This is a genomic window from Nocardia aobensis NBRC 100429 (assembly GCF_000308375.1).
Classification (GTDB): Bacteria; Actinomycetota; Actinomycetes; order Mycobacteriales; family Mycobacteriaceae; genus Nocardia; species Nocardia aobensis.
Map to the genome: position 1 here is coordinate 1 of NZ_BAFQ01000266.1, position 13,922 is coordinate 13,922.

Annotated in this window: 10 protein-coding genes and 1 pseudogene; 10 read left to right on the forward strand and 1 reads right to left on the reverse strand. The window is 67.8% G+C overall.

Features of this window, described 5'->3' with window-relative positions; all coding sequences use genetic code 11:
- Positions 1–1,177: pseudogene (locus tag RJ03_RS37425) on the reverse strand (hypothetical protein); the annotation flags it as partial.
- Positions 1,178–1,380: 203 nt separating this feature from the next.
- Here RJ03_RS37425 and RJ03_RS28315 point away from each other — a divergent pair.
- The 10 genes from RJ03_RS28315 to RJ03_RS37430 all read left to right on the forward strand — a co-directional run.
- Entirely contained in the window at positions 1,381–2,352 is a 972-nt protein-coding gene (locus tag RJ03_RS28315) for a C40 family peptidase (RefSeq protein ID WP_036508123.1), read from the forward strand.
- Positions 2,353–2,671: 319 nt separating this feature from the next.
- Positions 2,672–4,432: a type VII secretion AAA-ATPase EccA gene (eccA, locus tag RJ03_RS28320; RefSeq protein WP_036508126.1), complete on the forward strand. Its 1,761-nt coding sequence runs from the start codon at positions 2,672–2,674 to the stop codon at positions 4,430–4,432.
- Positions 4,433–4,436: 4 nt separating this feature from the next.
- Positions 4,437–6,002: a type VII secretion protein EccB gene (eccB, locus tag RJ03_RS28325; protein WP_036508129.1), complete on the forward strand. Its 1,566-nt coding sequence runs from the start codon at positions 4,437–4,439 to the stop codon at positions 6,000–6,002.
- The gene (gene eccCa, locus RJ03_RS28330) at positions 5,999–10,015 is read left to right on the forward strand and encodes a type VII secretion protein EccCa (RefSeq protein ID WP_051025347.1); all 4,017 of its coding nucleotides are present in this window, start codon (positions 5,999–6,001) and stop codon (positions 10,013–10,015) included. The genes eccB and eccCa overlap by 4 nt, the downstream gene beginning before the upstream one ends.
- Before the next feature lie 110 nt (positions 10,016–10,125).
- Positions 10,126–10,446 (forward strand): PE domain-containing protein, encoded by a 321-nt coding sequence (locus RJ03_RS28335; RefSeq protein WP_036508131.1) that lies wholly within the window; start codon positions 10,126–10,128, stop codon positions 10,444–10,446.
- A 21-nt stretch (positions 10,447–10,467) separates the two neighbouring features.
- The gene (locus RJ03_RS28340; protein ID WP_036508134.1) at positions 10,468–11,973 is read left to right on the forward strand and encodes a PPE family protein; all 1,506 of its coding nucleotides are present in this window, start codon (positions 10,468–10,470) and stop codon (positions 11,971–11,973) included.
- 84 nt (positions 11,974–12,057) lie between these two features.
- Positions 12,058–12,444: a hypothetical protein gene (locus RJ03_RS28345; RefSeq protein WP_036508137.1), complete on the forward strand. Its 387-nt coding sequence runs from the start codon at positions 12,058–12,060 to the stop codon at positions 12,442–12,444.
- 55 nt (positions 12,445–12,499) lie between these two features.
- Positions 12,500–12,802: a hypothetical protein gene (locus RJ03_RS28350; RefSeq protein ID WP_143860641.1), complete on the forward strand. Its 303-nt coding sequence runs from the start codon at positions 12,500–12,502 to the stop codon at positions 12,800–12,802.
- Positions 12,795–13,634: an ESX secretion-associated protein EspG gene (locus RJ03_RS28355; protein ID WP_036508141.1), complete on the forward strand. Its 840-nt coding sequence runs from the start codon at positions 12,795–12,797 to the stop codon at positions 13,632–13,634. The genes RJ03_RS28350 and RJ03_RS28355 overlap by 8 nt, the downstream gene beginning before the upstream one ends.
- A 37-nt stretch (positions 13,635–13,671) precedes the next feature.
- Positions 13,672–13,922, forward strand: a 251-nt coding sequence (locus RJ03_RS37430; protein ID WP_218001019.1) for a hypothetical protein, incomplete at its 3' end; no start/stop codon positions are given.

The window sequence follows — 13,922 nt, forward strand, 5'->3', positions numbered from 1 at the left end:
TGACCTCGCCGTTCGAATGGAGTTCGGCCTCTTTGTCTTTCTGGTTCTTCTGCATCGCCTGGGTGACCAGCGGCATCGCCACCATCGCTCCCATCGGGAGGATCATCGCGGCCATGGGCAGCAGTTGGCCGAGGATGTCCCCGAGACCGCCGCCCCCGCCCGATGCCGAGGTACCGCCCGACGCGGAACCGCTGGAGGAACTGGTGCCGGTGCCGGAACCGGACCCTGAGCCGCTGCCGGTGCCCGCCCGGGACTGGTTGTCCGCGTAGACCGCGTCGACGAGGCGGTAGACCTGTGCCACCGCCGCGCTGATCTGCTGCATGAGGGCGGCCTGCTGGGCGGTGGTCGCCTTCGCGGGCACCGCCTTCACCACGGCCTGCAGTTCGGCGACGATGTTCTTGATACTGGCGAGTGTCTCGTCCTTGCTGGCGGCCACCAGGACCGAGGTTCGCGCGATCTCCTGGTCGTATTCGAGCAGTGAGGTCTGCTTCGCGTTCACCGCGGCCATGGCCTGCCGGTAGCCGACGGTGGTGTCGCTCTTCCCCAGATTGGTGAACACCACCGGTTTCAGCAGACTGGCCACCTCCGGCGGTGGCTTCGGCATGCCACGACCGAGCAGGTCGACCGCGGTCTGGATCGCCGTACGGGCGAGCGCGACAATGGCTTTCACCGCCGGCTTCGCACCCGGGGGCGGGTCGAGTTCGACCGTCCAGTAGTGCTTCTCGGGATTGGCGGGCGGGGGAGTGGTGGGCGGCGGTTTGGTCGGGTCCGGTTTGGTGGGGTCGGGCTTCGTGGGATCAGGCTTGGTGGGGTCGGGCTTGGTGGGGTCGGGTTTCGTCGGGTCGGGCTTGGTGGGGCCGGGCTTGGTCGGGTCCGGTTTGCCCGGCCCCGGTGTGGTGGGGCCACCCGGCTCGTGCGGGCCGCCGGGCCGTGGTCCGGCGGATCCGGGCGTGGCCGGCGGTCCCGCGCCAGGGGTCTGCGGGGCGTTGATCACGCGCGTGTCGGTCTGCGGTCCGCCGGCCGGAAACTGCGGCCCGGCAAAGGCATTCGCCCCCAGCGGGCCGGAGCCGGTGACGCCGTCACTACCCGCCACGGGCAATCCGGTCGTGGGTGTGACGCCGTCCTGCGACAGCTTCGGCAGGCCGATAGTTTCGGTTCCAGCCGTGTTCTCCGGCATGCCGCTGCACCGCCTCCCTCGAGTTCGTCCTCATTGTCGGCCCTTCCCGCAAATGGGAAGTCATGCGGTTTCCGCATCGCGGCGACGGTGCCGCATAGTCGTGGACGACTTCGGGTACGCGAAGTTCCGCGAGTTTCGCTGGTCCTGCGGCAGCCGGGCCGAATCGGGAGGCGTTCGATGCGCAGCGATGGCGAGGCGGTCGAATGTCGCCACAACTGACCGTCGGACTCGACAGCGTTCTGAATTCCCTGCTGAAGCTCTACGGTACCGGCAGTCCCGTCGTGCAGGCGGCGCCGTCCTCGGCGGGCCCGTCGAATTCCGCCATCGACCTGCGTACCGGGGCGTTGATGGCGGGGTATCACGAAACCGCCGGAATGCACGCCTCGGTAGCCGGAGCGCATGCCGAACGAGATGCGGTGGTGCACAAGGCGGTAACCGCCGCCGGCGACGGAACGGTCAAGGGCCGCAGTGTGGTCAACGGTCAGATCGCCGATCTGCAGACCCGGTTGCGTGCCATCGCCGCCGTGGGCGACACTCGCTTCAGCGGCCCGGCTCTGCTGGACGCCGCGCACACCGCGGTGACGAATGCGGCCCGCCAGGTCGACACCGACCTCGCCGAGGCGCAGCGGCACGCGGCGCAGATCACCCCGCCCGCGACACCGAAAACCGTTCGGGGGCGGCTCACCTCGAATCCGGGCCGGCGCCGCCGGCGCCGGCCGCGTCCACGGACCACGTCGGTGGCGCGGACGGCCCGGGCATTGCCGGCGATGCACCGGCCGGTCCCGTCGGACGGTACGGCGGGCGGTAAGGCGGTGAGCGCGGCGAGCGCGTATCTGGGACTTCCCTATGTGTGGGGCGGCGGTGGGGCCGGGGGGCCGAGCGGCGGCGGATTCGACTGTTCCGGACTCACCCAATACGCGATCGCCGAGGCGACCGACGGCAAGGTCGTCCTGCCGCGCACCACGTACGAGCAGATCTACAGTGGCGTGCGTATTCCGCCGCAGGATGTGCGGCCGGGGGATCTGGTGTTCCCGGCCGGATCGTTCAGTGCGCGCGGACCCGAACACGTGCAGCTGGCCGCGGGCAACGGCATGGTCATCGAGGCGCCTTATTCGGGCTCGACGGTCAAATGGTCGCGCATGCCCAGTGAGGCCGTCGTGGTGCGGGTGATGTGATGGTCTCTGTCGTGTGCTGATTCGGAACGAGTGCCCGTGGCCGGATCGCGGTGTGCGAGCACTCGTTCCGAAGGGCGGATCGTCAGGATGAGGACTGCCGATCCACGCGAATAACCATACCGTCGAATAACGGTACATTCAATAGCGGCCCACTGTGAGGGTTGGTGGCCGTTCTCTGTTCGCGCAGGTCGCGCCCCGGTGGGCCGGAGAGCCGAGCGCGCGATTCCGCATATTCCCATGGTTGGGAAATGGCGATCTTCGCCCGGGTCGGGGACTGTCTATGGTTCGGGCAGGCGAGAGCGTCGAAAGGGATGTCCAGGTGTCAGCGGCCGAGGACGCGTTCTATACGGGTGTTCAATCTCTGGGATTGGTCGCCGGGGGCGTGCGCAACGAACAACAAGCGATGGCGGCCTTTCGCGCCGCGACCGATCTGGATCCGGATATGTGCGACGCCTGGATGGGGCGCGCCATGGCCGGCGACATCACCTCCGAGGTGATCTACGGCGCCTATCGATCGGTCCACAACCTCTATCGGGATCAACAGCGCGCCGGTCTGGTCGACCGGTCGCTGTGGTGTCAGGTCGAAATCGGCATGTACGGCCTGCGAGTGGCGATGGCCGACCGGGATCAGATCGCGATCGCGCAGGCGTGTTCCTATGCCGACGGCGGGGAATGGCAGGAAGCGGCCGCCATACTCGATCAGGTACCCAGCGACGATGTCGCCGACTTCGTGCGGATGTCGCTGTTCTTCCGGACCAAGCGCTGGTCCGACGTGCTGGCCGCCCGCACCGCCAAACCGGTCATCGAGGACGGGCTGCTCGACATCGCGGCCGAGTTGATGGCGGCGCAGGCGCTGGCGCATCTGGGCCGTCTCGGCGAGGCGATGCCGCGCGCGCAACGCATCGTGGAGGACAGCTCCTCGGGCAACCTCTCCTACATCTGGGCCGATGCGCACTTCCTGCTGGGAATGCTGTACCGGCACAACGGCGATCACGAGAACGCCGATCGAATCCTCAAGGGGCTGCAGGGATCCGGGCTGTGGTCCGAACGCGAGGAGTGGCAGCGCGCGGTTCGCGACAAGACCTACCGGCTGGAGGTGACCACTCCGGATCTGCTCGCCTCGCGCACCGACCTCTGGGATCCCACCACCGGCGACGATCCCGCCGAAGCGGCGGCGGCGTCGGCGAAACAGGAACGCGAAGCGCTGCTTTCGGAGGCCTCGGACCTGCTGCAGGCCCAGATCGGCATGGATTCGGTCAAGGAGCAGGTCGACCGGCTCAAGTCCGGCGTGCTGATGGATCAGGTCCGGGCCAAGCGCGGGCTGGCGGTGGAATCCAAATCGCAGCACCTGATCTTCTCCGGCCCGCCCGGTACCGGTAAGACCACGATCGCCCGCGTCATCGCGAAGATCTTCGCGGGCCTGGGCGTGGTCGAGAATCCGGAAGTGATCGAGGTGTCGCGCAACGATATGGTCGGCACCCACCTCGGCCATACCGCACCCAAGACCAACGCCCTGATCGATTCCGCGCTCGGCGGTGTGCTGTTCATCGACGAGGCCTACACCCTGATCCAGGAGGGACTGTCCGGCGGCGACGCCTTCGGTAAGGAAGCCGTCGACACCCTGCTGGCGCGGATGGAGAACGATCGCGACAAGCTGGTGGTGGTGATCGCCGGATACGAGGATCAGATCGACCGGTTCCTGGCCTCCAACGACGGTCTCGCCTCGCGCTTCACCAAACGCATCCGCTTCTCCAGCTACGGTGGCGACGAACTGGTCCAGATCGCCGATCATATTGCGCGCAAGAAGGATTCGCTGCTGTCCGAACAGGCGCGCGAGGTGCTGCGGGAACGCTGCGATCAGCTCGCCTCGCAGACCAAGAACGGACGCCGGCTGATCGATCTGGCCGGCAACGGCCGGTTCATCCGCAATGTCGTCGAGGCCGCCGAGGCCGAACGCGACTACCGCTTCACCCGCGAGAACGTCGATATCGCCGCACTCACCAACGAGGAATTGATGACGATCGACGCCTTCGACATCGCCGCCGCGCTGTCGGGTTTGGCGCCGGCCGCGACCAGCTGACGCCATGGCGCGATTCCGGGTGGTGACCAAGCACCAGATATCGGGGTGGCGGTTCCTGCTGCGCCGGATCGAGCACGCGCTGGTGCGGCGCGAGGTCTCCATGATCGACGATCCGCAGCGTGGCCGATCCACCGCGCTCTCGATCGGAATCGCGCTGGCCTGCGTCGTCGTCGCCGGCGCCGCGGTGATGGCCTTCTTCAAGCCCGCCAAACAGGTCGGCAATGCCGACATCGTCGCCGACAAGAACAGCGGCGCGCTCTACGTGAAGGTCGCCGGGCGACTGCATCCGGCGCTGAATCTGACCTCGGCGCGGCTGATCAGCGGTAAGGCGGCCGACCCGGTGCCGGTCTCCCAGCAGGAACTGGACAAGTATCCGCGCGGCCCATGGGTGGGAATTCCGGGTGCCCCCGACAGCATCGTCGGCAGCACCGACAGCGATTCCTCGTGGACGGTGTGCGACACCACGCGCACCGGTGCGGACGCACCGATCGACCGCACCACCGGCCTGCCCACGACCGCCGGTTCCGCGGTGGTCACCACCGCCATCGGCGGCCCGCTGACCGTCGACGACGAGACCACCCACGCGCTGTCCGGCGATCAGGCGCGACTGCTGCGCAACGGTTCCATCACCTGGCTGGTCTACGACGATCGCGACAAGGGCGTGGTGCGCGCGGCGATCGATCTGCGCGACTCCGCGGTCACGCTGGCCCTCGGTATCGACGCCACCATGCCGATTCCGCAGGCCTCGCGCGGCTTGATCGAGGCGATACCCGAGATGCCTCCGCTGCGTGTGCCCGACGTGCCCGGCGCGGGCGGGGTCACCACGCTCTCGTCGGGCCTGTCGGTGCCCGTCGGATCGGTGCTGAGCGTGTCGAGCCCCGACCGCCCCTCCTCCTATTATCTGGCCTCGCAGTCGGGCCTGGTGCAGATCAGCGCGGTGCTGGCCGCTGTCGTCCGCAACGCCGATTCGCACGGCACGGCCACCACCATGGCGGTCGGCCCGGACGTGGTCGCCGCGAATCTGCGACCCGGAACCTGGCCCGGCACAGAGGATTATCCGGCGCGGGCCGTCCAGGTCGTCGACGCGAACCGCTACGGCGTGACCTGCTACCACTGGTCCCGCGGCGGCCGTGACCCGAATGCGAGCACCCAGGTGTTGTACGGGCGACGGCTCCCGCTGACCGCCGAACAGCAGAGCCGGATCGTCGGCCTGGTCACCGCGCCGGCTTCGCACGGTGCCACCGCCGACACCGCGTATCTGCCCGGCGGCACCGGCCGGTTCGTCCAGGTCACCGGAGCCGATCCGGCCTCGCCGCTGCGGGAGTCGCTGTACTGGATCTCCGACAGCGGCGTGCGCTACGGCATCGATGTGGCTCCGGGCGCCATCGGCGATCAGACCCTGGCCGCGCTCGGTCTGCGGTCGCCGCTGCCCGCGCCGTGGAGTGTGGTGTCGCTGTTCGCGGTCGGCCCGGTTCTGTCCCAGCGCGACGCCCGCGTCCAGCACGACGGAATTCCGTCCGACAAGTCCGCGGTCGGTCTGCCACAGCAGTCGGAAGGTGGGGGTCCATGACCAGCACACGCCGCTTCGTCCGCCCGGCCCGTGCCGAACGCGGGCCGAAGGCGCCGGCGGTCACGGAGCTACGGTTGCAGCCGCCCACCGAATTGCCCAAACCCGTTCCGCCGTCCCGGATTCGGATGATCATGCCGGTCGTCATGGTCGCCGGTATGGGCGGGATGATGGTGATGATGTTCCGCAGCGGTGGCGGAGCCGTCAACCCGATGATGATGTTCTTCCCCGTCATGATGCTGGTGTCGATGTTCGGCATGATCGGTGGCGGCATGGGCGGCAACGGTTCCGGCGGCGCCGCCTCGCTCAACGAGGAACGCAAGGATTATCTGCGGTCGATCGGGGAGAACCGCAAGACGGTGCACACCGCCGAAGCCGAGCTCTACACCTACTTGCGCCACACCCACCCCGGCCCGGCGGAGATCGCCCGCCTGGTCGGCGGTAAGCGGATGTGGGAGGTGCAGGTGGCCAGCCCGCAGTTCCTGCGGGTGCGAATCGGCCGGGGGCGCATCGCGAATCAGGTCCGGGTGATCGTGCCCGAGGCCGCCCCGACCTCCGATCTCGATCCCGTCGGCGTCGTCGAGGTCACGCGGTTCGCCAAGGCGTACTCGACCGTGGGCGGTATGCCGGTCGCGATCAATCTGCTGTCGGCCCCGCAGGTGGGATTCGACGGCGATCAGGACGCGGTGGCCGGGCTCGTGCGCGCGATGATCGCGGAGATCGCGGTGCTGCACGGACCGGACCAGGTGGCCGTCGCCGCCGTGCTGGCCGATCCCGACGCCCCGCAGTGGGCGTGGCTCAAATGGCTTCCGCACACCCAGCATCCGAGTGAGACCGATGCCATCGGCTCCAGCCGGATGGTCTATCGCACGGTCGCCGAACTGCGGTCGAAGGTGCTCGCCGGGCTCAACCGCGGCCCCTTCTCGGCCAACAGCCAGCCCACCCTGGATCGCACGCACTACATCCTGCTCGTCGACATCAGCGGGCCGGCCAGCGAACGCGACGTCTCGGGCGTGGACGGCTGCACGTGGGTGCGCTTGGGCAGCACCGAGCAGAGTCTGCCGCGCGCATTGAAATTCACCGTCTCCCAGGATCGCGAACTGCACGAGGTGACCGCACGGGGGCTGCGCCGGGTGGGTGTCGCCGACACGATCTCGGTTCCGGCGATGACGGCCCTGGCCCGCGGCCTGTCACCGTTCCGGCTGTCCACCGTGGTGGAGGCGGTGGTCGCCGAACAGGCCGGGACCGGGACCTCGTGGGAGGAGATGGTCGGGGTCCTCGATCCCGGTGCGATCCGCGCGGAGCGGCAGTGGCCGCGCCGCCGCGACATCGACCGCGCCCGGCTCAACATCCCCTTCGGCCACGACCCCGCCGGACAGGTGGTCTACCTCGATATCAAGGAGTCGGCCGAGGAGGGCATGGGCCCGCACGGCATGTGCATCGGCGCCACCGGCTCCGGAAAGTCGGAATTCCTTCGGACCCTGGTACTTTCGGCGGTCGCGACCCACTCACCGGATGTGCTGAACCTGCTGCTGGTCGACTTCAAGGGTGGTGCGACCTTCCTCGGCTTCGACCGCCTGCACCACGTGACGGCGGTCGTCACCAACATGGAGGAGGAAGCCGATCTCGTCACCCGTATGGAGGACGTGATCAACGGCGAGATGGCGCGCCGGCAGCGAGTTCTGCGCGATGCCGGCAACTTCGCCAACGTCGCCGATTACGAGCGTGCCCGCGAACAGGGCGCGCAACTGGCGCCGCTGCCCACCCTGCTGATCATCCTCGACGAGTTCGCCGAACTGCTCGAACAGCATCCGAACTTCGCGAAACTGTTCGTCGCCATCGGCCGGCTGGGCCGCTCGCTGCGCATCCATCTGCTGCTCGCCTCGCAGAAGGTGCCCGCCAACCGGATGGGTGAGCTCGAGGCCCACCTGTCCTATCGAATCGCGTTGCGCACCAATCAGACCAGCGATTCCCGCGACGCCATCGGCACCGCCGACGCCTACCACCTGCCCAAGAAGCCGGGTTCGGGATATCTGCGGGTCGGCGCGGGCGATCTGCAGCGGTTCCAGGCCGCGTATGTGGGCTCGCCCTATATCCCGCCCGCGCAGGCGGCATCCCCGGCCGATGCGCAGCGGGCCCGGCGCCCCGGCGGCGGATACAAACCGCCGCAACGGTTCACCACCGCCCATGTCGTCGCCGCCCGTCCGGAACCGGTCGTCGAGCCGCGGCTCGTCCTGCCCGAATCCGAGGACGAGAACGACGCGGTGACGTTGATGGAGACCGTGCTCGCGCAGCTGGCCGGGCACGGGCGTCCCGCGCACAAGATGTGGTTGCCGCCGCTGGGCGTGCCGCCGACGCTGGAACGCCTGGTCACCGCCGTTCAGCCCGGGGCACTGCAGATTCCGCTGGCGATCGTGGACAAGCCGCGTCAGCAGCGTCAGGACGTGTGGACCGTGGATCTGTCGGCCGCGGGTGGTCACCTCGCCGTGGTCGGTGGACCGCAGTCGGGCAAATCGACCGCGCTGCAAACCCTGGTGATCGCGACCGCGCTGACCCACAGCCCCGAACAGGTGCAGTTCTACTGCCTGGACTTCTCCGGCGGTCTGTCCGGTCTGCGCGGGGTGCCGCATGTGGGATCGGTGGCCTCGGCGCGGGAAGGGGACCGGATCCGGCGGACCTTCGCGCTGATCACCAATCTGATCGCGCACCGGCAGACGTTGTTCAGCGAGCTGGGAATCGACAGCATGCGTGAATTCCGCCGCCGGCGTCAGTCCCCGGCGGAATCGGCGGAGTTGACCGCGCGCGGTGACGCCCACGGTGACGTCTTCTTCGTCATCGACGGGTGGGATATCGGATTCTCGGTCAACGGGCCGTATTTCGACGAATATCTGCCCGTGATGGAAACCATTGCGCTGCAAGGCCTCAACTACGGAATCCATCTGGTGGTCAGCAGTTCGCGATGGGCGGCCATCCGCCCGAACGTCAAGGATCTGCTGCAGACCCGGCTGGAATTGCGGCTCGGCGATCTCACCGACACCGTCTTCAACAATCACCGCGCGGTGGTCGCCTCCATTCCGCCCGACCGTCCCGGTCGCTGCATTTCGACCGACGGCCTGCACATGCTGACCGCGCTGCCCCGCATCGACGGTTCCGGCGACGCCGATACCGCGGCACAGGGTATGAGCGCGGCGATCGCGGAATTGGAGCGGCGGTTCGAGGGCCGCCGCGCGCCCGCGGTCAAGTTGCTGCCGGCCCAGATCACCATGGCCGAGATCGTCACCGGCCGCCCGGCGCCGCAGACACTCGCCCAACGACTGATGCTGCCGTTCGGGGTCCGGGAATCCGATTTGAGTCCGGCCACAGTCGATTTCGGGACGTCCACCCATTTCGCTGTCATCGGCTCGCCGGGCTGCGGCAAGTCGACGGTACTGGCCGCGCTGCTGGAATCGATTCGAACCCAGTTCACCCCCGCACAGGCGGTGGTGGTGCTGGTCGATTACCGGCGTCAGCATATGGAGGCGATTCCGGACGAGCAGCTGATCGGTTATCTGACCAGCGAGCGCGATCTCATCGACAGCCTGCCTGGTTTCGCTCAGACGATGCGTGCCCGGCGCCCACCGGACAACGTCACTCCCCAGCAGTTGCGGGAACGTTCGTGGTGGAACGGCCCCGAGGTTTTCGTGGTGGTCGACGACTATCACATGGTCTCGGCGCGCGGCGGGCTCAATCCGCTGGATCCGTTGAAGGACCTCATCGTCGACGGCCGCGACACCGGATTCCATCTCATCGTCGCCCGCAATATCGCACAGGCCGATATGGCCTTGTACGACAACGTCCTCGGTCAGATCAAGAATCTGAACAGCTCCGGATTCATCATGGACGGGTCGAAACTCGACGGCATGCTGATCGGTGATGTGAAGGCAACCAAACAACCGGTGGGCCGGGGCATCTTCGTCGAGCCGCTGCAGTCGCGCCGGGATCTGGTCCAGGCCGCGTGGGTGCCACGGCCGGAATAGAGCGGAAAGATGTGGCCTATCCCGCACAACATTCCCAAGGGCGGGAATGCCATAGCGTTCTTTCTGTAACCGCTCACACCAGAGTCGGCGGCACTCGTTAGGAGACCTCCATGTATCTCCAGTTCAGTCCGGAAGTCATCGCGGCTGTCTACACCACCAACACCGCGACCGCCTCGACGTTGGCCGAACTCATGCGCCTGGCATCGGTGGCCAGTGAACCGATTCCGGCCGGTGCGGACCCGGTCAGCGTCGGCCTGTCAGCGGCGTTCAAGAGCTACAAGTCCGGCTACTACAACATCACCGACAACGGCATCTCGAAGTTCCACGAGGGCAACGGAAAACTGCCCGAGTCGATCCACAGATACGAATTCGGCGATTCGGCGGGCGGGGCCCGGGTCAAGTCCGCCGAACCCGGCATCGTCTACATCTGACACACCCTTCGGGAGTTCGCGATGGACGCAGTGACCGGCGCGGCCGCCGGACTCGGCCAGGTCGCCGGTGATGTGAAGGCAAGTGCGGAGGCCGCGGCCTCGCTCGCCGGCATGGCCGGTGCCGCGGTCAGTTTTATCGAGGGGTTCGACTTCGCCGCGCTCCCACCGGAAGTGAACTCCGCCCGGCTGTTCGCCGGGCCGGGGCCCGAGCCCATGGAGGCGACCTCGATCGCGTACGAGGCGGTCTCGGAAGCCTTGATGGCGGCGGCGACCGGCTTCGAGGGCTCCAACGGTGTCATGCAGGTCGCCTGGGAAGGCGAGGCCGGTACCAAGGCGCACACCGCGTTCAGCCGGCACACCGAGTGGTATCGGCAACAGGCCGTCGTCGCCAAGCAGACCTCGATGATCGTGGGCGCCGCCGCGGCCGCCAACCACGGTGCGCGCCTGGCGATGCCGCCGCTGCCGATGATCCTCGCCAATCGGGCCATGAGCGTCGCACTGGCGGCGGCCAGTGGGGCGACGATGGGCGCCACGGAACCGCTGATCGCGGCGAACGAGCTGGCCTATGCCTTCATGTGGGAGCGGGCCGCCGAAACCATGTACACCTACCAGGGGATCTCGAGCGGCCTGATCGGCGCGCTGCCGCCGCCGACGGTGGCGCCCACGATCGCCGGCGACGGTGGTGAATTCGGCGGTCCTTCCGGCACAACGTATTTCGACCCGCCGAACACCCCGGGTGGCGGCCCCCCCGGCCACACCGGGCCGTCGGGTCCCGGCGGCGGGCCGAGCGGCCCCGGCGACGGCCCGGGCAGCGGACCCGGCGACGGGTCGGGAGACATGGGTAGTGGCCACGACCCGACGTCACCGGGTGGCGGCTCCACCGACCCGGCCGATACCGGCGTCGACCCCACCCAGACCCCACCGGGCGGGACCGAGGCCGAGAACGCGGTCTCCGATGTCAACGACGCCATGTCGTCGATGACCGATTCGCTGGGTAACTCCGGCGGCGACGGTAACTATCTGACCCAGGAACAGCACGGCTTCTACGGAACGTCACCGTATTCGACCACCCTCATGGGGCTCAACGGCGGTGTGGGCAGCGCGGTCACGTTCTCGATGGCCCGCAGTGGGCTGGGCGCCGTGCCCGCCTCCGGCGCCGGATTCCGGATGCCGGCCAACTGGAATCCCATGGGGGCGAGAGCATTCGGCGCACTGCCCACCGAACCGCCCACCGGGCCGGTGCCGCCGCGGAACGTCCCGCGGGGCGCCGTGGCGCCCAAGGCGCGGATGCGCCGGCGTCGCGACGACGAGAAGAAGCCCTCGAAGGTCTTCGTACCCGGTGAGCACGACGAGGTGCCGGTGCTCGAGCAGGCTCCCGTGGTCGGGGTCATCGAATACGCCGACGACGACCACACGATCGACGCCGTACCCGAACTGGTGCCCGCCTTCGGTGTGCTCGAACGCGTCGAGGACGAGCCGGTTCCGGTCTCGATGGATGTCCCCGGTGAATACCGGAGCCGCGACTAGTACGCCGGGAGCCGACGGGCCTCCCCTCAACGTCTCCGCCGGGCGCGGAGCCGACTGTGAATCGAACCTCGAAAGGAATGAGAAATGACCAATCCCAATGTGATGCAGGGTACATCGGACGACTGGAACACCGCCGCCACCAAGACCGCTCTGGCGGCCGGTGAGCTGGAGAATCAGCTCCGGACGTTGGATGCGACTCGGCACGGATTGAACACCGCGGTGCGCAGTCAGCACACCGGTACGGCGATCGACAGCACTCTCGCTGATCTGCACACCAGCGGGACGAACCTCTGGCGGGAACTGGATCGGATCCAGAACCAGATCCAGAAGCGCGGTGGCCAGGTCGACTACGACGACCTCGACGCCGCGCAGAAGGTCATGGCCCACGACGGCAGCGACGGCGTTCTCAACGCCACCGATGGTTCCGGGCCGGCCTCGTCCGGAAAGATCTCCCTGTCCTCGCTCACGTAAACCCCTGCTGCCCAGCAGATCTCATTCTTCGAAAATACGAAAGGTTCGATGAATCATGGCCGGAAATATGTACTTCAACTTCGCCCACGTCGATGAGCACCACACAACGCTCAAAGGACTCGGCCAGGCGATGGAGGACAATGTCAACCACCTGCGAAACCTGCAGCAGACGCTGGCGAGTCTCCTCGGCGGTGCTACGTCGGAGGCATACCAGGAGGTCTCGGGGAATCTGAACAAGTTGCTGGCAGCCCACCAGGCGAACCTGGTCAAGCTGAACACGCAGATCCACTTCGCCGCCGGTAGCCAGGGTATGGTCCAGACCGCCGACAAGGCCAGTGCCGCGAGCATGCGTGGATGATGCGATCGAGGATCCGGTAGCGATCGATCTGAATGTCGATGCCGCCCTGGTGCTTCGGCATCTGGTCGGCATCGACTCCTATCCTCCGGTCCTGGCACTGATGCCCAACATCTACCGGATCGAGGATCGGGACCGGGTGCACGCCGTGGTCACCGATCAGCTGATTGAGGCCGGGATGGTGATCGATGGCCGGGTGCACCCGACCATCGAGCATTGGCTGCGATGCCTGTACCGGCCGGATGTGGAATTGGTCGCCCGGATCATCGATACCGGCCTGGACGGCGGCCCGAAGGATATGCTGCGGCTGTCGCTGGTTCGTTCCGGTGAGACACAGGTGCTCGCGGTGCGGTCCGACGACCACGTCGTCATCCAGACGGTACCCGCGGGCGAGCGCCGCCTGGACGCGCTGACCGGCGCGTTGACGGCCGCGTTGGGACCGGCCGACGCCCTGGAGTTCACGCCGCTGTCGGCGTGGGCCGAGGACTTCGCCGAGGTTCCGGCCGAGCCGGCCGAACGACGCCGGACACTGGTCGAACTCGGCGCCGAATCGCGGACGGCGAGTCTGCTCGCCCGGGTGATGAACGAGATCGTGCGGCGCGCGGAGATCGTCGTCACCGAGCACCACGACGGTACTACGCCGCGACCCGAGGTCTGTATGACCGTGCTCGACACCGTGTCGGGCCGAATCGTCGTGACTCCGAGTATGGCGCTGGACGGTCGGATTCGGGCGACGTACGCGCCCGGGGACGACGCGGCGCTGCACGCCGGCGTCGCGGCACTGGTCGACCTGTTACCCGGCCGCAGCTGGTTCGAAACCAGTCGCGCCGAATGAGAGTGCCGGCCGGGCGTTTTCGGAGAGGATGAGGGACATGAACCGAGCACCGAGTACGAATGGGCATGCGGCCGAGGCCGTCCGGGCTCGGGGCGGTTACGACGCCTTCTTCGCGGCGGTGCCCGATCAGCCGGGCCCGGCGCACACCGGTGACTCCGGGGCCTCGACGTCACAGGCCTCGACCTCGATGGCCGGACATGCGCCCGCGGCAGCCGGTTCCGCCGTGCAGCCGTCGAGCGAACCGGGCGGCGGCGCGAGGCCCGCCGACCCCGTACGCCCCGCCGCGCC